This window comes from Candidatus Eisenbacteria bacterium, from assembly GCA_016235265.1.
GTDB lineage: Bacteria > Eisenbacteria > RBG-16-71-46 > RBG-16-71-46 > JACRLI01 > JACRLI01.
Window position 1 is genome coordinate 527,403 of sequence record JACRLI010000015.1, and the last position, 21,776, is coordinate 549,178.

Genomic DNA, 21,776 nt, shown 5'->3' on the forward strand with positions numbered 1-21,776 from the left:
TGCGCGTGTACTACGCGGTGCACGGCAGCTCCACGCTCCCCGACGAGAAGCTCTCGGAGGTCACGTCGATCCTCAAGACCGTGGGCAACATCAGCGTGCCCACGCAGGTGCTCGAGGTGTACATCCTGGCGCTCGAGAACGTGCCCGGCTGGTGGTCCAACATGGCCACGCTGCGCCCGATGTTCGACAACAGCATCACCGACCTGGAGAGCCGCAACCCGGGTCTCGAGGTCCGCCGCCACTGGATCACGCGCCTGGGCTACGGTCGCGACCCGAAGTACACCCCCTACGTGAATGCGGCCGCCAACGCCAGTTCCGGCACCGTCGGGCACGTGTACTTCTACCCCGGGATGCTGGACGTGGCGACCACCAAGAAGTACTACGAGCCGAACAACATCCGCGGCCGCTTCAACATGGACGGCACGGTGGTCAACGCCACCCCCGAGACGGACGCCACCACGGGCTACACCACCACGCCCTACGCCCTGGCCGACGCGTGGAACCACTGCCTCCGCTATCCCGAGGAACTGTCCATGTACCAGTCGGCGCTGTCCCTGGACCCAACCCTGGAGCCCAGCCTGCGGCTGCTCCTGGAGGACATGAACAGCAACCCGGCCAGGTACGCCAACGCGCTGGTGGTGAACCTGCACGGTGAGATGCTGCCGCTCCCGCCGCTGCACAATTACTCCAACCCGGCCAAGGACCCCGCGGCGCAGCCGTACGTGCGCGCGGTCACGCACCCGGAGAAGCTGTACTACGCCAGCGGCGACAGCGTGAACCTGCGCGTGTACACCTACCTGACCAAGCCGGACACCAGCGTGGCGCCGTCAGAAGTTGGCGCCTTCCTGGTGCTGAAGAACGCCGCGGGCGCGGTGACTGTGAATGCCGTGCTGCACCTGGACGACTTCGACAGCCTGTGGGTGGACAATCCCTCAAACGTCAGCACCGTGGGCTCCGACATCGTCATCGACCTGCCCCACTGCAAGCTCAAGCGCACCTACCTGGGCACCACCCGCGGGCTGCCCACCAGCTACCGCCTCTACGGGATGGGGTACATCCCGTGCCCGTTCAACGGCGCGTTCGTCAACGACCTCCGGTCCAAGGGCATCAAGCCGAAGAACACCGCGGAGTGGATCATCCAGCTGCGGGTATCCGACTCCCGGATGTTGACCGTGGAGACGCGCCTCGGCGAGTCCAGTTCCAGCCCGTGGCCCGCCAGCCCGAACCTGTCCACGACCTACTCGTGGGTCGGCACGTCGAAGCCCCCGGTCACCGAGCAGTACCAGTTCATGGGCGACCCGCGGCACTCGCCGTACTCCGACGTGATGCAGCGGTTCGGCTACAACTGGTACTTCCGCGCCATCAGCACCACCGACTACCCGGGGATGAGCAAGACGCTCAACGGCTGGGGCGCGGGCACCACCAGCGCCATCGACGTGGATCTGCCCCGGTACTACTCGCTGTGGCGGAACGCGATGCTCAACAGCCGCGCGCTGTGGACCAACATGACCGGCTTCTCGTTCTACTACATCGGGCTGGGCGGGGAATTCGGGGCGGACGCCTCCAACGGCTTCCCCAGCGGGCTGCCCATCGCCGGCGACCCGTGGAACCTGAGCGGCCAGCAGAACGTGGACGAGATCACGGCCGAGCAGGCGGTGGCCAACAACCGCATCCCGGCCCGCAACGACCTGTCCTGGTACGCCATGCCGTGGCTGGGCGAGTTGTTCCCGGACGACCAGTACCACACCGGCACGGCCGGTTGGGACACCACCGGGAACCTGCCCACCGGCGCCGGGAAGTTCTACCGGGCGCCCTACAACTTCACCGGCAGCCCCTTCGGCTTCGCCCGCCAGCACCGGGCCAACAACAAGGCGTGCGAGTCGCTCATGAACGGCGTGGGCGGCGGCAGCGGGCCGTTCCGGCACGAGTACCGCGACGCCGACGCGGCCTCGGTGATGACCGACGGGCTCACGCTCTCGGGTCGCTTCAACCTGGGCGTGCCCACGAGCATCCCGGCCTCGCGGCCGTTCACCCTCGACTACGGGTCCAATTACCCGCCGGAGTGGTCCGACACCAGCTACTCCAACTCGCGCACCGCGATGAGCCTGCTGCGCTCCTTCTACAACGCCCCGTACTCGTCCAGTTACCGCTCCAGCGCCAGCGTGAAGCTGTCGCAGGGCGGCCGGTACGCGTACTTCGTGATGAACGGCCTCTCGCCGCAGACCTCGAGCGGCGCCGCGTGGATGGCGCGCTTCGCCCTGGTCAGCATGGTGCAGTCGTTCTTCGACGCGGGCGATCCGACGATCGCGGGCTCCATCCCGCAGATCCCCCGGGTGCAGGTGCTCACGCCGGACCCCAACGACGACATCACCGACCCCAGCAGCCTCAGCGTGACCTGGCAGACCGACTGGCTGCGGTGGGACAAGCAGAGCTACTCCTCGCCGGCCTACACCCCCACGCAGCAGCAGATGAGCTACGTGCTGAAGTACTCCATGGACGGCGGGCGCAGCTGGCGCTTCGCCGACGACGGCACCGTGGCGCAGGTGAACCAGCGCCCTGTGGACGCGAGCGGCAACGACACGCACACCGTGAGCCAACCGTTCGCCTGGGACGTGTCCGCGCTGCAGCGCGGCACCTACATCCTGCGCCTCGAGGCGTACCGCCACTCCACCAACCTGCACTACTCGTTCCACCAGGTGCAGATCTACCTCAAGCGGACGGGGGTGTGAGCATGCGCCGGACCGGGATCGCGGGGCGGGGCGTGCGGGACGCGCGCGGGTTCTCGCTGATCGAGCTGATGTCGGTGATGGTCTCGATGGGCGTGATCATGGCCGTGAGCGTGGCCGTGTTCAAGCACAGCACCCAGGCGGGCATCCGGCTGGAGTCCAACAACAACCTCAAGAACTTCAGCCAGCAGTCGATCAACGCGCTCAAGGAGGAGCTCACGCAGTCCCGGGTGCTCTACCAGAACGACACCTACGGGAACGCGCTGTGGGCCCGCATCCAGTTCGGGACGACCCATCCCCCGATGTCCACGGCGCTGTTGCCGACGATCCAGGAGACCGGATCGCTCTCGCCCAGCGAGGCCTCGGATCCCACCACGCCCTTCTCCGCCGCCAGCGTGGGCAACGCGGTGTTCCTGCTGCAGCTCGCGGGCTACGTCGAGGCGGGGGACCGCTGGATCGACCTGTACCGCCCCCGGATCTACTACCTCTCGAAGACCACCGAACTGGACATCTCGAAGAAGGGCTGGGCCATGGACCTGGTCGAGTGGGAGGGCAAGCTGTACGCGGACTACTCGCAGGTGGTGAGCTCCCCCGCGGCCACGTATTCCGACCTCGTGGCCCAGGGCATCACTGAGGCGTGGAACGCGCTGGGCACCTCGGTGGGCAGCACCATCTATACCGTGAACTCCAACGGCACGGTGACCACGCAGGCCAGCCCCACCATCCAGCCCCGGTCGGTCCACAGCGCCACTCACCTCTTCGGCAGCCGGGGCGGCTCGAAGTACGCCGTGGCGTTCAATCGCGGCCCGGGCTTCGCCATCAACGACTCGGTGCCCGCGTTCGCCACGGCCAGCACCTCGGGGGACGGATTCCCGCACGGGTTCGAAGTCATGATCGTGGGCCCCACCGGAGGCCGGCGGATCCTGGCGCGACTGGTGATGGTGGCCGAGGGGTACGGGGGTCGCTACACGCTGCCCATCACGGTGCTGGCAGAGGCCAAGAACTACTGAGCGGGCCCGCCCGGCCCCACCCGCCGGGCACCCGCACCGCCCCGGCGCCCGTGGGCGCCGCCGGCCCCCCCCAGCCTCATACGCGGCGGTCCGCTTCGCGGGCCGCCGCGTATGCTACAATGCCCCGGGTTTGTCCCAGCCGCCGAGCCAGCCTGGCTGGCATCCACACATGCCGCGGGCCGCGCCCCCAGGGAAAAGGCACGGTCCCACCAGGAGGAACACCACCATGACCACTCCGCAGAGGCTCGCCCGCATGCTGACCGTGGCGCTGTTGCCCATGGTCGCCGGGTGCGCCACCAGGGGATTCGTGCGCGAGTACGTCGAAGGCCAGGTCGCCCCCCAGCGCGAGAGCACTTCGCGGCTGCGGGCCGACCTGGACGGGGTCCGGGTGAAGGCCGACTCCGCCGACGCGCATGCGCTGGCCGCCCAGGCGCTGGCGCGCAACGCCATGGACGAGGCCGCCGCGGCCCGCCGGCTGGCCTCCAAGATCGCCACCGGGGAGCTGAAGTACAACGTGGTCCGCTCGCAGGAAATCCAGTTCGCCTTCGACAAGGCCGAGCTGGACTCCCGCTCCCGCAGCATCCTCGACCAGGTGGCGCCGGAGCTGGAGACGCACCCGCGTTACGTGCTCGAGATCGTCGGTCACACCGACGGAGTGGGCAGCAGCCGCTACAACCTGCGCCTGGGCGCCGAGCGCTCCGAGACGGTGCGCCGTTACCTCAACAGCGAGTACCGCATCCCGCTGTCGCGCATGGCCACCATTTCGTTCGGCGCGGGCAAGCCCGTGAACCACGGCGAGAGCGAGCAGTCCCGCGCCCTGAACCGGCGCGCCGAGATCCGCCTCCTCGAGATCCAGGATGTGGACCTGGCCTCCGCCGGGGCACCGGAGAGCGCGCCAAACCCGTAGGCAGGCGGGGAATACCAAAATACCACTTGCCTGGACCGCCCCTTCTTCTGCTAGGTTAGAAACATGCGGCGAGCGGGATCTTGGCCCTCCCGGATTTCGTCTGCGCCGGAGCTGATGTCCGGCGAACCCACGCGGCGGCGCACGGTGCGCCTCCGGCCGCTACTTCTGTACGGCTGCCTGGCACTCGCGCTCGTCCTCGGGGGCTGCGCGAAGGGGCCCACCCCGCAACTGCCACCCCCGCTGCCCCTGCCGCCCGCGCAGCTGCCGCCGCCCGCCCCGGCGGACCGCAGCGCGCTCCGGGATTCCCGCATCGCCATTGACCCCGGGCACGGCGGCGTGTTCCCCGGCAGCATCGGGTACGCGGGACTGCGCGAAGCCGACCTCAACCTGGACGTGTCCCGCCTGCTCGCGGATCGCCTGCGCCTGGCCGGCGCCGCGGTGCTGCTCACCCGCGATTCGGACACCGACTTCGTGGGCCGGGACTCCACGCGGCTGCGCGACGACCTGGAGGCGCGAGCCCAGAAGGCCAACGCGTTCAGTCCGGACGTGTTCCTCTCCATCCATCACAACGCCGACGCGCTGCGGGACTCCTCCCGCAACGCGGTGGAGACCTACTACCGGATGAGCGACGCGGGCCCCAGCGTGGACGTGGGCTCGCGCTCGCACCGCCAGCTGGCCGACCGGCAGGGCATCGCCCGGGCGGAGCTGATCCCCGGCAACTACTACGTGCTGCGCCGGTCCACCGCCTCCGCGGCGGTGCTGGGAGAGGCCAGCTATCTCAGCAATCCCTCCAACGAGCAGCGGCTCCTCCGGCCGGAGCGCCGCGCCCTGGAAGCCGGGGCGTACTTCACCGGCCTGGTGGAGTACTTCCGCAGCGGGGTGCCCCGCCTCAAGGCCATGGATCCGCCCTCCGCGACGCTGGACACCCTGCCCGCGGCGCTGACCGCCGAGATCGAGGACGGGCCCGACGGCGCGCAGCTGGATCCCAGCTCGGTGCAGGCGGTGCTGGACGACGTGCCCACGCGCAACGCGGTGGTGGAACGGCTCTCCGCGTCCGGACGCGCCGACAGCGCCGACACCTCCGCCCCGGTGCCCGGCCGGCTGCGGGTGAGCGTGGCCCTGCCGCCGAACCTGTCCAACGGCCCGCACTCCTGGTCGGTGCAGGCGCGCAACCTCAACGGCAACGCGCTGCCCTCGCGCGACCGCAGCTTCGAGTTGCGCGAGCCGGTGGCCTCCCTGGGGGTCCGCACCGTGCCGCCCTCGATCCAGCTGCTGGGCCACTCGGGCGGGGACATGTTCGAGGTGGTGGTGGAAGGCTCCGACGCCCGCGGGCTGCCCGTGGAGGGCGTGGAGGGCCGGCTGTCCCTGTCCAACGGCTGGTTCGTGCTGCCCGACGGCGAGTTCGTGCGCGACCCGATCCCGTTCCGCCTCAGCGGCGGCGTATTCCGCGCGGTGGTGCGCCTTTCCGCGCACGGCAGCCGCGACGTGGAGATCGCCGCCCGGACGGGCGGGCTGGTGGCGCGCGCCGCGGACGCCGGCGCCTCGCCCCCGGGAACGTGGTTCCTGGTCTACGCGAAGTCCGTGTGCGGGGACCGCACCTGCGCGCTGCCCGGTGCCACGGTGCTGTGGAACGGCCGCGTCCTGGGCCGCACCGACGCGGCTGGCATGATGGCGCTGCGCACCGACGTGCGCCCCGGGCGGCTCGACAGCCTGGAGGTGGTGGCCCCCGGGCATCTGCGCCGCAAGTACCTGGTGCGCACCGCGCTCAACGACTACACGGTGGACCTGGGCTCGGGCTACTCCTCGTCGGGGGCATGGCCGTACTTCAGCTTCGACCAGGCGGTGCTGCCGCAGATCCCGGACGCCGCGCTGCTGCGCGGAGTGCGGGTGGCGCTGGATCCCATCGGCCCCCGCATGGGCACGGAAACCGCCTCCCTGGAGTTCGGGCCCGACCTGAACTTCCTGGTGGCGCGCACCCTCAAGTCGTATTTGGAATCGGTGGGCGCCGAGGTGCTGCTGACGCGCGGCCTGGGTGACGCCCCGTCCGCCGTGGCGCGGCTGCGCGCGGTGGAAAAGTTCGGGGCCCAGCGGCTGCTGCTGATCGACCACGACGGCGTGCCTTCCATGGGCTACAACCCCGGGAGCAACAACGCCCGCACGTGGTGCGAGGCCCAGGTCCGGGTGTGGGAGGAGATCGGAGGAGGCCGGCGCCCCGCCGTCACCGAGGACGCCCGCTACCTGATGCGGCAGAGTTCGGGCCTGGCGCTGATGGCGCAACTGGGGAGCGTGACCGGCCCGCCGGAGATGCAGTCCGTGCGGGTTCGCCGGGAGGCGCTGGCGCTCTACCAGGGCCTGGTGGCCTCACTGGCCAGCCCGGACCAGCCCGCGGCGGGGCGGATGCGAATGACCTTCGGGCACAACTGGGCCCGCACGGTGGTCCGGGTGGACGAGAACCTGCTCCTGGACCTGGACCGCGACGGCATGGCCACGCTGCCCATCGTGGCCGCGGGCCCGCACCGCGTGGACGCCAACCTGGACGGCGAGGCGGTGTGGGCGGTGGTCCGGGTGGACTCCACCGGCACCTGCCGGGTCTCCGACACGGACCTCCGGCGCTACGGCGAGCATGCCTCGCCCAACGCGGGCCTGCCGGACTTCATCTTCCACCAGCGCTACCCGGAGGAGCTGTCCACGCGCACCCGGCCGGTGCTGGCGGTGCCCCGGGAGACGGGGACGCCCCGGTAGGCGGCTCCATAAGCAGCGCGGGGAGCCGCTGGGCTCCCCGCCGGACACACTCTTCGAAGCACAGCCTAGGGGTTGAACTTCCCGAAGTCCTCCGGATCCAGGTCCTCCAAGTACCGCCGCAGTTCCTCCGCCCGTTGCTCGTCGCTCATCGTCTGCTCCGGCTTCGGGGCCGGCCCGCCCTGCCCCTCCCCCTCGTTCGTCAGCAGCGCGTCGGCCACGAAGATATTGGCCTTGGCCCGCAGCGCCAGCGCGATGGAGTCCGACGGGCGGGCGTCGATGGAGGCGAACTCGCTGTCCCGCTGCAACAGCACCACCGCGAAGAAGGTGTTCTCCCGCAACTCGGAAATCACCACCCGTTCCACGCGGGCGTGCAGGCCCTCGATCACGCTCATCAGCAGGTCGTGCGTGAGCGGCCGGGTGAACTTCTTCCCGGCCAGCTCCAGGGCGATGGCCTTGGCCTCGTTCTCCCCGATCCAGATCGGGAGCACTCGTTCCCCGGACACTTCCTTGAGGATCACCACGGGGCTCTTGGTGCGTTCGTCGATGGCGAGGCCGGTGATCTTCACCTCGACGATGCGGTCGTCCGGCACGTTCCCTACTTTCCGGGTTTCCCCTCGGACTTCCCTGCCGGCGGGGCCGGCAGGCTGTCAGGGAGGTCGAACTGCGGGGCGTTCTTGCGCATGTTCTCCAGCATCCACTGCGCCGACTTCACCAGTTCCGACTTCGGGTAGTTCGTCACCAGCTTCTTGAACTCCTGCTCGGCGCGGTCGTAATCGGACAGTTCCTCGGAGTACACGAACGCGATCATGAACTGGGCCTGGTCGCAGTAGTTGCTGCCGGGATACAGGCTCATCAGTTCCTCGTACATGCGAATGCGGGTCTGCGGGTCGGTGGTCCCCTGGGCCTGGCGGAAGAGCTCGGCCGCGGAGGGCTGGAACAGCGCGCTGTCCCCCACCACCGCCGAGTCCACCTTCCAGCCGAACTTCGCGCGGAGTTCGTCCAGGTGGGCGGTGTAGACGGTGCGAATCTTCTCGCGCTCCAGGCGGCCGCGGATCTGGTCGCGCACCGCGTCGAGCGGCTGGAGCCGCTCCGGCTCGTGGGTGTCCACGCGGAACACGTGCCAGGCGTCCTTGAGCTGGACGGGGTGGCTGTACTCGCCCTCCTTGAGCGCCAGGAGCGTCTCGGCCAGCGCGGGCTCACGGCCCAGGCCGGCGAAGAAGCCGTCGCGGGTGACGGTGCCCAGGCTGCCGCCGTTGTCCTTCGTGGCGGCGTCCGTGGAGAGCTCCTTGGACAGGTCCGCGAATTCCCTCTGCTTGAGCTGCAGCAGGGTGCGGACCTTCTGGGCCTCCTTGAGCGTGGCCACCTGGATGTGGCGGACGGTCACGCTCTCCTTGATCCTGTAGTCCTCGGGATGCGATGCGTACCAGGCCGCGATCTCTCCCGAGTCGGCGCGGGCCCGCGGGCGCAGTGTCTTTTCAAGGTAGGCGTTGATCAGGATCTGTCGCCGGGCGTTCTCGATGCGCGAGGCCACCAGCGAGTCGGTGCCGATGCCGGAGTTCTCCGCACCCAGGAGCAGCACCCTCGACTCGAACAACTGGTCGAGCGTGCGCAGCCGGTCGCGCGTGGTGCGCGCCGACTGGCGGGTCTCCGGGGCCATCTCGCGGAGCCAGTCCGCGACCGTGAAGGGCTTCCCGTCCAGCACGGCCATGACCCGGGACGTGGAATCCTGCGGGACCGGGGCCGCGACCACCTTCGGCGGCGGGCGATGATCTTCGGTGCGTTTCCGGCCCGGATCAGGCCGTCTCGGATTCGCGGACCACCCACACGCGCAGTTCGGCGGTGACGTTTCCGGGCAGCTTCACCGGGACCTTGAACACGCCCAGCGCCTTGAGCGGCTCGTCCAGCTGGAGCTTTCGCCGGTCCAGCTCGATGCCCTCGGCGTTGACCTTCGCGGCGATGTCCATGGAGGTCACCGAGCCGAACAGCGTGTCGTCGTCGCCGGCGCGGGCCGGGATGGTGATGGCCAGCGCCTCGAGCTTGCGCGCCAGCTCCTCGCTGCCGCGGCGCAGCTTGTTGTTGCGGTTCTCCTTGCGCTTCTGCAGCTCGCGGAACAGGTTGGCCGAGTTGCCCGCGGCCGCGATCGCGATCTCGCGCGGCAGCAGGTAGTTCCGGGCGTAGCCGGGCGCCACCTTGACGGTCTCGCCGGTCTTGCCGAGCCCGGTGATGTCCTCCAGCAGGATCACTTCCACCTTGTACCTCCGTGCGTTCGTTACTGGAAACCACGCCCCGCGTCGCGGGGTCGTCTTCGAATCACCGCGGGCCCGTCCGGGGACGGGCCTGAATCTTCCGGAAATCCAGCCACACGTCCGAGAGCCCCAGGACGCAGGCGAACACGCTGAACAGCGGCGAGAGCAGCAGCAGCCACACGGCCAGCACCGCCGCCCCGGCCAGCCACCACACCCGCACCGCCAGGGCCAGGAACGTCATCACCGACAGGCCCTGGAGAAAGTAGGCCGCCGCCATCACGGCCACCACGTTGGCCCCCGCCCGGTATACCGCGGCCTGGCGGGTGACCAGCAGGAGAATGCCCAGACTCAACACCCACACCGCCGCGTCGGGCACGCGCAGCAGCGGAAACCTCGTCAGCGGCGCCGGCTCGTGCGCGCTGCCCTGCAGCGCCGCCCTCGCCATCGAATAGCCCCACGCCATCAGCGGCGGGGCCTGCAGCAGGCAGAACGCGGGCATCAGCAGCACCACGGTGTCCGCGCCCCGCTCCAGCAGCGCCCGGAACGCCTGGGGCGTCAGGCCCAGGCGCGGATCGAACGGCACCCGGCGGCCCAGTTCGGTGAGCAGCTCCGCGCGCAGGGCCGCCTCCACCGTGGCGTGGCCGGGGCCGGTGAAGTAGCCCGCCACCCACGCCAGCAGCGGGGCCGCGGCCAGCAACACCGCCAACCCGGGGCGCATCCGCGCCCGCATGGCGAAGGCCATCGTCAGGGCGCCCACCGTGAGCGCCAGCGCGAAACCGGACCACGTCCATGGAACTCGCGCCAGCGCCAGCGCCGTCATCCCCAGGAACCCGACCGCGGGCGCCCGCCAGCCCGGCAGGCGCACCCCCAGGACCACCATCAGGGCCACCCAGGCGGCCAGCGGGGTCCACAGCATCCAGCCCGGCAGGTCCGCCACCAGGGGCAGGGCGGCCAGCGTGGCCAGCCACAGCCCGGCGTGCCCCCGCAACCGCATGAGGGCCTCCGCCCTAGCGGTAGACTTCGCTGGCGAACGGCAGCAGCGCCAGGTAACGCGCGCGCTTCACCGCCGTGGTGATCTGGATCTGGTGCTTGGAGCAGGCGCCGGAGATGCGGCGCGGGACGATCTTGCCGCGGTCGGTGATGAACCGGCCCAGGCGCTTCTCGTCCTTGTAGTCGATCCGCTCGACGCGCTCGAAGCACAGCTTGCAGAACTTCTTCTTTACGCCGCGCCCTTCCTTTTCACGTGCCATTTCGAGTTTGCCTCCTATGGGTGCCACTTGGACGTCGCTTCGACTCCGCCGCGGCGGGCCCGCTCCGCTCACCCCTGCTGCGGGGCGTCCAGCGGGAGCTCGGGCTCCGGCCCGGGGCCGGGCGACACGATCTTCAGTTCTTCCACGCGGATCTCGACGGGCCCCCGGACGATGCCGTCCGCGCCCGCCGCCGCGTGCGACTGGAGCTGCCCCTCCACGTAGACCTGGCCACCCTTGCGCAACTTCTCGTGCGCCTCGAGGGCCGCCGGGCCGGTGACCACCGCGCCGACGTGGCCGGGGACGCGTTCCAGCATTCCGTTGGGCCGGCGCACTTCCCGCTCGAACTCGAGCGAGAGCCGCGCCAGCGGCACTCCGGTGGGCAGGTAGCGCAACTCCGGCTCGCGCGTCACGCGCGCCGAGAGCTGCACCCGGTTCACCGGGGCCGGGCCCAAGAGGCTACTCCAAGGCTCCCGGGCCCTCGGCGGCCGGGGCCACGGGGGCCGGGGCCGGGGGGGCCGGAGGGGCCGGAGCCGCGTGCGCCGCGGCGCGCGGGCCGGTGTGACGGTCCCCGCGGTCGCCACGATCGCCACGGTCGCCGCGCTCGTAGCGGTCGCCACGGTCGTAGCGGTCCCCGCGGTCGTAGCGGTCGCCGCGGTCACGGTCGCGGCGGAACCCCTCGACCGGCTCCTCGGTGGAGGGCGGCGTGAACTCCTCGTGGTGCACCACCAGGTGGCGCAGCACCGACTCATTCAGGCGGAAGCGGCGGTTCAGCTCGGAGAGCACGATCGCCTCGCCCTCGAAGTGGACCAGGGTGTAGATCCCTTCCTTCTTCTTGTTGATCTCGTAGGCCAGGCGCCGGCGGCCCCATTTCTGGACCTCCTTCACCTCCCCGCCGTTCGACGTGATCCACTGCTTCACCGTCTCGACGTCCTCTTCCCACTTCGCGTCGTCGAGCGTCGGGTCCAGGATGTAGACGGCCTCGTAGGCTCGGACCATGGTGCCTCCTGTTGGGTCAGTTGTTGAACCGGTTCATGGCGACGCGCAGGCCCTCGCGGGCCCAGGCGAGGGACGCTTGCGCGCCACGCTCGACCATCTCCGCCACCGCCGGCTCTTCGTCCTTCTCGAATGCGTCCAGCACGAACTCGCGGAACTCCCCCGCGTCGTCGGGGCGCCCGGTTCCCAGGCGCAGCCTCGCGAACTCGTTCGTGCCCAGTTCGTCGATCACCGACTGGATCCCGTTGTGTCCCCCGGCCCCACCGGAGCCCCGGATCCGCGTGCGGCCCAGGGGCAGGTGCAGGTCGTCGGCCACCACCAGCACGTCCGCGGCTTCCATCACGGCGGAGCGCCGCACTTGCGCCAGCGCCCGGCCGCTCAGGTTCATGAACGTGAGCGGCATCAGCAGCGCCACGCCCTCGGCGCGGGATTCCCAGCGGCGCACCACCGCCCCGCCCCCCGCGGGGGAGGCCTTCAGCAGCCGGCGCAGCCGCTCCACCACCCGGAAGCCCAGGTTGTGCCGCGAATGCTCGTATTCCGCGCCGGGATTGCCCAGGCCGAGGATCCACTTCACGGGCGACGGGCCTCCAGGACCTACTTCTTGTCCTTATCCTTGTCCTTGTCCTTGCCCTTCTCCTCGGTCTCGCCCTCCGCGCCCTTCTCCTTGGTGATGAGCTCGGGCTCCGCCGGGGCCTCGCCCTCGGCCGGCTTGACCTCTTCCTGGACCGTCGGCGGCACCACCGTGACCAGCACGGCGTCGCCGTCCGTGAGCACCTCGGCCTTGGGCACCGTGATGTCGCGCACGTGGATCGAGTCGTGGACGTTCAGCCCGGACACGTCCACCTGGATGCGTTCGGGGATGTCGCCCGGCAGGCAGCGGACCTCGATCTCGCGCGAGAGGTGCTCCAGGATGCCGCCGAAGTTCTTCACGCCGTTCGGCACGCCGAAGAAGTGCACCGGGATCTTCACGTCAATCTGTTCGGTCATGCTGATGTGGTGGAAGTCAATGTGCAGGATGTGGCCCGACAGCGGGTCGCGCTGCACCTCGCGGATCAGGCTCATCTGCTCCGGCGGCGTCGCGCCGGCCACCTTGAGCGCCACGATGACGTTGCCGCCGCCGCGGTTCTGGAGCGCCTTCTCCAGCTCGCGGCGCGGGATGGTGAGCGCCGTCGCTTCCTCGCCGGCGCCGTAGATCACGCCGGGCACGTTGCCGGCCAGGCGCGCCTGGCGGGCCGGGCCCTTGCCGCGGCCCGTGCGGACCTCGGCCGATAGATTCAGGGTTGCCATGCTTCGGGTACCTCCCTGGGTGGTTTCCAGGCCCGGCCCGCCGGGGGCGTTCCGGGCTCGCTTCGAAAGCCTAGTGTTCGGGGCTCTCCAGGATCTCGCCGGGCGCGCCCGCCCGGCTGTCAATGAAGAGCGAGGACAGCGATTCCTCGGTGTGGATCCGCTTGACGGCCTCGGCCAGCAGCGGCGCCACCGAGCGCACCTTGATCTTGCCGGGAATCGTCGCGGGGTCGTGCGGCACCGTGTCGGTGACCACCACCTCGCGGATGGTGGAGCGCGCGATGCGCTCCTTGGAGTCGCCGCACAGCACCGCGTGGGTGATGCCGGCGAAGATGTCCCGCGCGCCCGCCTCGCGCAGCGCGCGCGCCGCCTCGATGAGCGTGCTGGCGGTGGTGACCATGTCGTCGAACATCACCACCGTGCGGTCCTTCACCTCGCCGATGATGTTCATCACCTCCACCGAGTCGGCCTTGGGGCGCCGCTTGTCCACCAGCGCCAGGTCCGCGCCCAGCCGCTTGGCGTAGGCGCGGGCCATCTTCACGCTGCCGATGTCGGGCGCCACCACGGTGAGGTTCGGGAGCTTGCGCGTCTTGTACTCCTCGATCAGCACCGGGGCCGCGAACAGGTGGTCGAACGGGATGTCGAAGAAGCACTGGATCTGCGAGGAGTGCAGGTCCATGGTCAGCACCCGGTCCGCGCCCGCCACGGTGATGAGATTCGAGACCAGCTTGGCGGTGATGGACACCCGCGGCTGGTCCTTGCGGTCCTGGCGCGCGTAACCGAAGTACGGGACCACGGCCGTGACGCGCCGCGCCGAGGCGCGCTTGCACGCGTCCACCAGGATCAGCAGCTCCATGAGGTTGACCGCGGGCGACTGCGTCGGCTGGATGACGAAGATGTCCTCGCCGCGAATGTTCTCGTTGATCCGCACCATGGTCTCGCCGTCCTCGAACTGCGCGACCTGGGCCTGCCCCAGCGGCACCCCCAGCGCGGCGCAGATGTCCTGGGCCAGCTTGGGATTGGAGTTCCCGGTGAAGATCTTCAGCTTGTCAGGCAAGGCTTCCCCCGCTCACGGACGAAGGTCGAAGGCGCCGGTCAGAGGCGCGCCCGCCGCGGGCGCGCGTCCTCCGGATTCCCTGCTGCCGCGCAACTGGTTGGGGCGGGAGGATTCGAACCTCCGAATACAAGATCCAAAGTCTTGCGCCTTACCGCTTGGCCACGCCCCAGCAATACGGTTCTTCCAAGCGATTGCGAAATAGTGGTTTGACCGAAGAGTACACCTGGCGATGGAACCGCGTAACCACGGAGACCTGCCACGAGGTTTGCCCGGGAGCCCCATGGGCTCCGCGCCGCTCAGCGGGATCGCACCCGCCCGGACGCTCGGTCAAGCACGCGCAGAATAGCAGCTTGGGCGGCAGCGCGCAAGACCCGTGCGCCCGGCCGCCCTGCCCTCTATACTGCCAGCCGTCCCGGCCACCGCCCGCCCCCAGGGCCCGAGACTTCCGCACCTCAGGAGACCCGAATGCCGCGCCGTCCAGTCCTGGGCCCGTTGCTGGCCGTTTTCCTGTTCGCCTCCGCCGCCCGCGCGGGCGATCCGCCGGCGGTCTACTCCCTTCCGTCCGGGGGGCCGCCCCGCCTGGTGGTGCTCCTGGTGGTGGACCAGATGCGGGCCGACCAGCTGCTCGGCTGGGGGGACCGCTACACGGGTGGCTACCGGCGGCTCCTGGACGGGGGGGCAGTCTACGAGCAGTGCCGCTACCTGCAGGGCCCCAACGAGACGGCCCCGGGGCACGCCGTGCTGTCCACCGGGGCATGGGCCCACCGCAACGGGATCACCGCCAACACCTGGTGGTCCCGGGAGGAGAACCGGCCGGTCTACGCCATCGAGGACCCGGCGGAACACCCCGTGGGCGCGGGGGACACCGCCGGCCTGGGCTGCCGCGGCGCGGAGAGAGGGGTCTCCCCCCGCAACCTGCGCGCCGAAACGCTGGGGGAGCTGTTGTGGGCGCGCACCGCCGGGAGCGGCCGCGTGATCGCGGTGACCGGCAAGGACCGCGCCGCGGTGCTGCTGGCCGGGCCCCGCGGCAAGGCGTACTGGCCGGATGAGTGCACCGGCCGGATGCGCACTTCGTCCTGTTACCACCGGGACGAGCGGGACCTGCCGCTTTGGCTCACCCGCTTCAACGCGGAGTGCGGCGTGGAGAGATGGCGCGTGCCGGCGTGGGAACCGCTGGACGCCGGGCCGGCCGCGGACGGCAGACCCGCGGACGGCAGACGGGCGGACGGGAGCCCGGCCGGAGGGGCCCGGCCGGCATTCTCCCATCCCCTCCCGGCGATCGCGCCGGGAGCGCGGCCCTCCCGGGAGTACCTGCACGCCTTCTCCCTCACCCCCTACGCAGGCGAGTGGGTGCTGGCGGCGGCGGAATCCGCGGTCACCGGCCTGGGCCTTGGGCGCTGGGAGGCTCCGGACCTGCTGTTCGTGGGGCTGTCCGCACACGACCCGGTGGGGCACGAATACGCCCCGGGAAGCGCCGAGGCGCTGGACAACTGCCGCCGCGAGGACCTCGCGCTGGCCCGCTTCCTGGACCTGCTGGACGAGCGCGTGGGCCGCGGCTCGTACCTGCTGGCGCTGTGCGCCGACCACGGCATGTCGCATCTGCCCGAGGACGCGGCGGCGTGGCGCCTCGACCCGGACATGGCGGACCCGCTCCGTCCCCACGCCCGCACCGGGGACGAACCGCTCTTCGCCGACCCACGCGAGCGGAAGGGTCGTTTCCCACCCCCCGCGCGCCTGCGGGCCGGCGACTTCCTGCGCGCCGCCGACAGCCTGGCCGCCCTGTCCGGCGCACCCGCCGGACACTGGCGCTGGTGGGATCCGTACATGTACTTCGTGCCGGACTCAGTTGCCGAACGGGCTCCCCTCCCGGAGCGCCTGCTGGGGGGGCTGCGCGCGGTGCTGACGCAGGAATTCCCCATGGCGAGGATGTTCCTGCGCTCGGAGCTGCGCGACACCTCCGCCACGCGCGATCCGCTGCTGCGCCCCGCGCGGCTGGCCTACATGCCGGAGCGCGCCGGCGAGTTCTACGTGGTGCCCGACCCCGGATTCGTGATGACCTATGCGCGCTCCGGAAGCCGCCACGGGGCGCCGTACGCGTACGACAACCACGTCCCGCTGGTCTTCTACGGCGCGGGGGTGCGCCCCGGCCGGCATGCGGAACCGGTGAGCCCGGCCGACGTCGCGCCCACCCTCGGAAGCCGGCTCAACATCGGCGCACCGGCCCAGGCCGAGGGACACGCGCTCGATCCCTAGGGACGGGAGGCGCGGACCGCGTCTCTCGAACCCGGCTCCCGCCGGGGCCCGGGAGCCCGCACTGGATCACCGCTCGCGCCGGCAGGCGAGCGCCCACAAACGACCAGGGCGACCTTTCGGTCGCCCTTCTCGTTTCTCGTTTCGAAGGTGAGCCCGGCTCAGTCGTCGCTTCCGGCCGCGGCACCCACGGGCGAGCCGACGCGAGCCGCCTCGGCCTTCACCCGTTCATACTCGGTGATCACGAAGCTCTCCAGTTGGTCCCGCATGGTGTTGTTGATGGGATGCGCGATGTCCTGGTAAGTGCCATCCGGCTTCTTCCGGCTGGGCATCGCCACGAACATGCCGCCGTTTCCCGCGATGATCTTCAGCCCGCGGACCACGAAGCAGTCATCGAACGTGACGCTGGCGAAGGCCTTGAGCTTGTCATCTTCCCGCAGCGCGATCCGAACTTCCGTGATGTTCACGCAGCTCACCACCTTTTCGCTCACCCGATCGGGGGTGCTTCCAGGTGCAGTGGTCTCAGGAGCCTCTCCGTGCTCCACTTTCCGCGTGCGTCAGTCGGTACCTGGTCCGGGGAACTCCACTCCGTACTGAACGGGTCGAACGATCCAGCACTCGTAACCGGCCCGTCGAACGCGGAGGTGGAGCGCCCGAGCGGTGCGGAGATCCGGGACCACACCGAAGATGGCGGATCCGCTGCCCGTGACGCGGATGCCGCAGGCTCCCGTGGCGGCCAGCTCCCTCTGAATTTCCGCCATCCGGGAAAATTGACTCCGAAGCATGGGCTCGAAGGCGTTGGTACCATTGTAGACGTGTTTCGTACCTGCGCAAGCTGCCCAACTATAGTGGTTCAGACTAGGTTTCCGGAATCGCCTTGTCAACGGAATTTCTAGGGCCTCGAAGGCTGCGCGGCTGGATACCGGGAACCCGGGGTACACGACCACCGCCAGAAAGTCAGGCAGTGTCCCACGGCTCAGCACCCGGTCCCCCCGCCCGCCCATCCAGGCCGCTCCCCCGCGCAGGAAGAAGGGCACGTCGGCCCCCAGTTTCGCGGCCAGCGCCCGCAACCGCGCGGGGCTCGCGTCCAGGCCCCACAGGCGGACGCCGGCCAGCAGCGCGGCGGCGGCGTCGGAGCTGCCCCCGCCGAGCCCCGCGCCCACGGGGATTCGCTTCCACAGCCTCGCGGCGGCACCCTCCCGGACCTTGAAGGCGGCGCGCAGCGACTCCAGGGCGCGCAGCACCAGGTTGTCCGCGGCGACACCCATAACGGCGTCCGCGGGGAACACCCTGAGGCGAAGCGGGCCGTCCGCGGCGCTCAGTTCCAGGCGGTCGTGCAGGTCGATGGTCTGGAAGAGGGAGTGAAGCTCGTGGTAGCCGTCGGGGCGGCGGCCCAGGATCTCGAGGTGGAGGTTCAGCTTGGCGTGCGCCAGGGCCCGCACCATGAGGGCGGACCGGGTGGGGCCAGCCGCGGTTCCCGGGGCCGGGCGCGACGGCTGCCGTGGCCGATTCACGGGCGCCCGGGCCGCGCCCGACGGACGCCGCGACCCGTTCACGGCTGCCAGGGCCACCGGCCGTAGACGATCGCCACCACCACCAGGATCCACAGGCTGCCGTTGATCAGGATCGGGCGGTCGCGCAGCAGCACTTCGGTGGGATTCTCCCCCTGCTCCCGGGTGCGCGAGAGGTAGAGGTAGCGGAAGATCCCGTACACCACGAAGGGAATGGTGCACACCAGGCCCTCGGAGTGGAACTTCTCCACCGTGGCCGGCGCGATGGTGTAGAGGGCGTACGAGAACAGCGTGCCGGCCGCCGAGATCAGGATCACGTCGTCGAGCAGCGGCACCGAGTACTGGCGCAGCACCTCGCGGCGCGACTCTTCGGCCACCAGGGCCAGTTCCTGGCGCCGCTTGATGGCCCCCAGGAACAGCGCCCCGAAGAAGGTGCACACCGCCAGCCACGGCGAGATGGCGATGTCGGGCACCAGCGGCCGCAGCGCCTCCACCCCGGCCACGGCCCGCAGCACGAAACCCGTGGCGATGCACAGCACGTCCACGATCAGCACCTGCTTGAGCCCGAAGCTGTAGGCGGTGTGGAGCAGCACGTAGGCGGCGGCGCAGGCGGCGAAGGTGGGCCCCAGCAGGCTCGCGATGGCCGCGGCCCCGCCCGCCAGCGCCACGAACATGATCGTCGCCGCCACGCCCCCGATGCGGCCCGAGGCGATGGGGCGGTGGCGCTTCTCGGGGTGCAGCCGGTCGCGGTCCCGGTCCACCCAGTCGTTCACCACGTAGACGGCGCTGCTCACCAGGGAGAAGGCCGCGAAGCCCATCAGCGCCCGGCCCCACAGCAGCGGATCGGAAGCGCCGCGCGCGAAGATCACGCCCGCGAACAGCAGGCCGTTCTTCACCCACTGGCGCGGCCTCAGCTGGGCCAGGACCTGGGCGAACAACTCAGCGCCCCGGGAACAGCAGCGCCTCGGCGCGGGCGCAGATCACGTGACCCAGCAGGATGTGGCCCTCCTGGATGCGGGCCACGTCGTCGCTGGGGACCACGAACAGGTGGTCGCACCAGCGGCCCATGCTGCGCCCCTTCGCGCCGGTGAGGCCCACGGTGGTCATGCCCAGCCGGCGCGCGGCGCGCAATGCGGCGAGCACGTTCTTCGAGCGACCGCTGGTGGTGATGCCCACCAGCAGGTCCCCGCGCCGCCCGTAGGCGCGCACCTGCCGCTCGAACACCTCGTCGAAGGAGTAGTCGTTGGCCAGCGCCGTGAGCGCGGAGGAGTTGGTGGTGAGCGACGCGGCGCGCAGCGGCTTGCGGTCCTTGTAGAACCGCCCGCACAGCTCCGCGGCCAGGTGCTGCGAGTCGGCAGCGCTGCCGCCGTTGCCGCAGAAGTACACCGCCCCGCCCGCGCGCAGCGTGCGCGCGAACAGCCGGGCCATCTCCTCCACCCGCTCCGCCTCCTGCTCCGCGACGCGGGCCAGCACGTGGGCCGAGGCCAGCATCATGGTGCGCGCCATCAGCGCGCCCTTCCCCGTTCGCGGCTTCACGCCGGCACCCCCGTCGAGAGATACTCCCGGACCGCCTCGCGCCACGAGCGCAGCCGGTGCCCCAGCACGTGGTGCAGGCGGTGGTTCGCCAGCACCGAGTACCGCGGGCGGTTGGCCGGGCGCGGAAACGCCTCGGTGGGAACAGGCACCAGGGACGCGGTGCTGCCGCGCAGTCTCAGGATCTCCTGGGCCAGCATGTACCAGGTGCATTCATTGTCGTTGGTGGCGTGGTACGTGCCGTGGTGGCGGGACTCCAGCACCGTCACCAGCGCGGGGGCCAGGTCCGCGGCGTAGGTGGGGCTGCCCACCTGGTCGTCCACCATCTCGATCAGCTCTCGTTCCTCCGCCAGGCGCGCCACGGTGTCCACGAAGTTCTTCCCGCCGTCCCCGAACACCCAGCTGGTGCGCACGATCCAGTGCTCGGTCAGGGCCTTGCGCACCTCCGCCTCCCCCGCCAGCTTGGAGCGGCCGTACTCGTTGATGGGGTTGGGCCGGGCGTCCTCGCGGATGGGCTCGCGGGCGGTCCCGTCGAAGACATAGTCGGTGCTCACGTAGAGCATCCGCGCCCGGTGGGCCCGGCAGGCCCCGGCCACGTGCCGGGTGCCGTCCCCGTTCACCCGGAGGGCCTTCGCGGGGTCCAGCTCGCAGCCGTCCACATCGGTCCAGGCGCCCAGGTGGGCCACCGCGTGGGGCCGGAAGCCGGCCACGGTCCGCTCCACCGCGGCGGCGTCGGTGACATCCATCGAGTCCACGTCCGTGGCCAGCACCTCGTGGCGCGGGGTCAGCTCACGCACCAGCGCGCGGCCCACCATGCCGTTGGCCCCGGTCACCAGGACGCGCATCCGGTCGCGCAGCGCCATCTCTAGACCACCTCCACGGCGCAGGAATCGCCGATCATGAAACGGTAGCTCCTCGGCCGCGCGCCGGAAGCGCGGATCTCCACGTCGCGGCCCACCAGGCTGCCCTCCACGCGGGCCGACAGGCGCTCGATGCGGCTGCGCTCCAGCACGATGCTGTGCTCGATCTCGCTCGAATCCACCACGCAGTCGTCGGAGATCGAGGTGAACGGCCCGATGAACGCGTCGCGCACCACGCAGCGCTCGCCCAGGATCAGCGGCCCGCGCAGCACCGAGCGCTCGATGCGCGTGCCCCGGCCCACCACCACGCGGCCCTCCAGCCGGGACTCCGCGTCCAGCGTGCCCTCGTTGCGCGGCTGGAGGTTCTCGAGCATCATCCGGTTGGCCTCCAGCATGTCCTCCAGCTTGCCGGTGTCCTTCCACCAGCCCGCGATGACGTGCGAGCGCACGTCGTACTTCCTGTCGATGAGGTACTGGATGGCGTCGGTGATCTCCAGCTCGCCGCGGCGGCTGGGCTTGATGGCCCGGACGGCCTCGAACACCTTCGCGTCGAACATGTACACGCCCACCAGCGCCAGGTCCGTCTTGGGCCTGGCGGGCTTCTCCTCCAGCCGCACCACCCGTTCCCCGTCCAGCTCCGCCACGCCGAAGTCCTGCGGGTTCTTCACGTGCGCCAGCAGGATCTGGCTGTTGGGCCGGTCGCGGCGGAACTCCTCGGCCAGCGCGCCGATGCCGTCGCGCACCAGGTTGTCGCCCAGGTACATCACGAAGGGCGAGTCCTTGAGGAAGGGCTCGGACACCAGCACCGCGTGCGCCAGGCCCAGCGGGGCCTCCTGGCGGATGTAGGTGATCTTCACGCCGAACTTCGAGCCGTCGCCCACCGCGTCGCGGATTTCCTGGTGGGTGTCCCCGACCACGATGCCGATGTCGGTGATCCCGGCGTCGCGGATGCTCTCGATGCCGTAGAACAGGATCGGCTTGTTGGCCACCGGCACCACCGACGGCGAGCTGGCCGAGGAGGTGCGCGCGACGGTCCTCAAGCAGGCCGCCAAGCGCGTCGGCCTCGAGTTCGCCGAGCGCCACCGCGCGACCTGGGACCACCGCAAGCTGGGAGGCGTGTACTAGTGCAACCGCTGAAGGGCCTGATCCTGTCGGGCGGGAAGGGCACGCGCCTGCGGCCCATCACCTACACGAGCGCCAAGCAGCTCGTCCCGGTCGCCAACCGCCCGGTGCTGTTCTTCGGCATCGAGGCGATGGCCAACGCGGGCATCGAGGAGATCGGGCTCATCATCGCCCCCGAGACCGGCGACGAGATCCGCGCCGCCGCCGGCGACGGCTCGCAGTTCGGCGTCAGGATCACCTACATCGAGCAGGACGAGCCGCTCGGCCTCGCCCACGCGGTGCTGA

22 protein-coding genes, 1 tRNA gene and 1 pseudogene (1 of these 24 only partly in view) are annotated in these 21,776 nt (G+C 70.5%); 7 read left to right on the forward strand and 17 right to left on the reverse strand.

Translation table 11 applies throughout. From position 1 onward, the window contains the following. From HZB25_10340 to HZB25_10355, 4 genes and pseudogenes are all read left to right on the forward strand, one after another. Window positions 1-294 (forward strand): annotated as a pseudogene (locus HZB25_10340) (prepilin-type N-terminal cleavage/methylation domain-containing protein); it begins 450 nt to the left of the window's first position. A gap of 2,431 nt (window positions 295-2,725) precedes the next feature. After that, a complete protein-coding gene (locus HZB25_10345) occupies window positions 2,726-3,736 on the forward strand; it encodes a type II secretion system protein (GenBank protein MBI5837634.1) in 1,011 nt (336 codons plus the stop codon). 226 nt (window positions 3,737-3,962) lie between these two features. Beyond that, window positions 3,963-4,643 carry an OmpA family protein gene (locus HZB25_10350; GenBank protein ID MBI5837635.1) on the forward strand — a complete coding sequence of 227 codons (681 nt, stop codon included), beginning with the start codon at window positions 3,963-3,965 and terminating at the stop codon, window positions 4,641-4,643. Window positions 4,644-4,757: 114 nt separating this feature from the next. Next, the gene (locus HZB25_10355) at window positions 4,758-7,385 is read left to right on the forward strand and encodes an N-acetylmuramoyl-L-alanine amidase (protein ID MBI5837636.1); all 2,628 of its coding nucleotides are present in this window, start codon (window positions 4,758-4,760) and stop codon (window positions 7,383-7,385) included. 65 nt (window positions 7,386-7,450) lie between these two features. Here HZB25_10355 and HZB25_10360 read toward each other — a convergent pair whose 3' ends face one another. From HZB25_10360 to HZB25_10410, 11 genes are all read right to left on the reverse strand, one after another. Then, a complete protein-coding gene (locus HZB25_10360) occupies window positions 7,451-7,960 on the reverse strand; it encodes a bifunctional nuclease family protein (protein MBI5837637.1) in 510 nt (169 codons plus the stop codon). Between the two features lie 20 nt (window positions 7,961-7,980). Next, window positions 7,981-9,093: a peptidyl-prolyl cis-trans isomerase gene (locus HZB25_10365; GenBank protein MBI5837638.1), complete on the reverse strand. Its 1,113-nt coding sequence runs from the start codon at window positions 9,091-9,093 to the stop codon at window positions 7,981-7,983. An 85-nt stretch (window positions 9,094-9,178) separates the two neighbouring features. Continuing rightward, window positions 9,179-9,634 (reverse strand): 50S ribosomal protein L9, encoded by a 456-nt coding sequence (locus HZB25_10370; protein ID MBI5837639.1) that lies wholly within the window; start codon window positions 9,632-9,634, stop codon window positions 9,179-9,181. 61 nt (window positions 9,635-9,695) lie between these two features. After that, complete coding sequence (locus HZB25_10375; protein ID MBI5837640.1) at window positions 9,696-10,625, reverse strand: DUF2232 domain-containing protein; 930 nt, start codon at window positions 10,623-10,625, stop codon at window positions 9,696-9,698. A gap of 13 nt (window positions 10,626-10,638) precedes the next feature. Continuing rightward, on the reverse strand, window positions 10,639-10,881 hold the full coding sequence (locus tag HZB25_10380) for a 30S ribosomal protein S18 (GenBank protein MBI5837641.1): 243 nt from the start codon (window positions 10,879-10,881) through the stop codon (window positions 10,639-10,641). A gap of 68 nt (window positions 10,882-10,949) precedes the next feature. Beyond that, window positions 10,950-11,333, reverse strand: a complete 384-nt coding sequence (locus tag HZB25_10385) for a single-stranded DNA-binding protein (GenBank protein MBI5837642.1) — start codon at window positions 11,331-11,333, stop codon at window positions 10,950-10,952. Between the two features lie 4 nt (window positions 11,334-11,337). Further along, the gene (gene rpsF, locus HZB25_10390) at window positions 11,338-11,877 is read right to left on the reverse strand and encodes a 30S ribosomal protein S6 (GenBank protein ID MBI5837643.1); all 540 of its coding nucleotides are present in this window, start codon (window positions 11,875-11,877) and stop codon (window positions 11,338-11,340) included. Between the two features lie 16 nt (window positions 11,878-11,893). Further along, window positions 11,894-12,448: an aminoacyl-tRNA hydrolase gene (locus tag HZB25_10395; GenBank protein ID MBI5837644.1), complete on the reverse strand. Its 555-nt coding sequence runs from the start codon at window positions 12,446-12,448 to the stop codon at window positions 11,894-11,896. A 20-nt stretch (window positions 12,449-12,468) separates the two neighbouring features. After that, complete coding sequence (locus tag HZB25_10400; protein ID MBI5837645.1) at window positions 12,469-13,161, reverse strand: 50S ribosomal protein L25; 693 nt, start codon at window positions 13,159-13,161, stop codon at window positions 12,469-12,471. 70 nt (window positions 13,162-13,231) lie between these two features. Then, window positions 13,232-14,215 (reverse strand): ribose-phosphate pyrophosphokinase, encoded by a 984-nt coding sequence (locus HZB25_10405; protein MBI5837646.1) that lies wholly within the window; start codon window positions 14,213-14,215, stop codon window positions 13,232-13,234. 94 nt (window positions 14,216-14,309) lie between these two features. Then, a tRNA-Gln gene (locus HZB25_10410) sits at window positions 14,310-14,384 on the reverse strand. Window positions 14,385-14,680: 296 nt separating this feature from the next. Here HZB25_10410 and HZB25_10415 point away from each other — a divergent pair. Then, window positions 14,681-16,468 carry an alkaline phosphatase family protein gene (locus tag HZB25_10415; GenBank protein MBI5837647.1) on the forward strand — a complete coding sequence of 596 codons (1,788 nt, stop codon included), beginning with the start codon at window positions 14,681-14,683 and terminating at the stop codon, window positions 16,466-16,468. Window positions 16,469-16,626: 158 nt separating this feature from the next. On the opposite strand, the gene spoVG is transcribed toward HZB25_10415, so the two are convergent. From spoVG to HZB25_10445, 6 genes are all read right to left on the reverse strand, one after another. Next, window positions 16,627-16,932, reverse strand: coding sequence for a septation regulator SpoVG (gene spoVG, locus HZB25_10420; protein MBI5837648.1), 306 nt, complete (start codon window positions 16,930-16,932; stop codon window positions 16,627-16,629). 90 nt (window positions 16,933-17,022) lie between these two features. Beyond that, window positions 17,023-17,910 carry a 4-(cytidine 5'-diphospho)-2-C-methyl-D-erythritol kinase gene (gene ispE, locus HZB25_10425; protein MBI5837649.1) on the reverse strand — a complete coding sequence of 296 codons (888 nt, stop codon included), beginning with the start codon at window positions 17,908-17,910 and terminating at the stop codon, window positions 17,023-17,025. 107 nt (window positions 17,911-18,017) lie between these two features. Continuing rightward, window positions 18,018-18,914 carry a decaprenyl-phosphate phosphoribosyltransferase gene (locus HZB25_10430; GenBank protein ID MBI5837650.1) on the reverse strand — a complete coding sequence of 299 codons (897 nt, stop codon included), beginning with the start codon at window positions 18,912-18,914 and terminating at the stop codon, window positions 18,018-18,020. A gap of 1 nt (window position 18,915) precedes the next feature. Further along, window positions 18,916-19,482, reverse strand: a complete 567-nt coding sequence (locus tag HZB25_10435; GenBank protein ID MBI5837651.1) for an SIS domain-containing protein — start codon at window positions 19,480-19,482, stop codon at window positions 18,916-18,918. A gap of 26 nt (window positions 19,483-19,508) precedes the next feature. Next, a complete protein-coding gene (gene rfbD / locus HZB25_10440) occupies window positions 19,509-20,372 on the reverse strand; it encodes a dTDP-4-dehydrorhamnose reductase (GenBank protein MBI5837652.1) in 864 nt (287 codons plus the stop codon). A gap of 2 nt (window positions 20,373-20,374) precedes the next feature. After that, a complete protein-coding gene (locus tag HZB25_10445) occupies window positions 20,375-21,421 on the reverse strand; it encodes a glucose-1-phosphate thymidylyltransferase (protein ID MBI5837653.1) in 1,047 nt (348 codons plus the stop codon). Between HZB25_10445 and HZB25_10450 the strand changes: the two genes are divergently transcribed. Further along, window positions 21,351-21,494: a hypothetical protein gene (locus tag HZB25_10450; GenBank protein ID MBI5837654.1), complete on the forward strand. Its 144-nt coding sequence runs from the start codon at window positions 21,351-21,353 to the stop codon at window positions 21,492-21,494. The two genes, HZB25_10445 and HZB25_10450, sit on opposite strands and share 71 nt — an antisense overlap. An 8-nt stretch (window positions 21,495-21,502) precedes the next feature. Next, window positions 21,503-21,776: NTP transferase domain-containing protein (locus HZB25_10455; GenBank protein MBI5837655.1), on the forward strand; the 274-nt coding region annotated here is incomplete at its 3' end.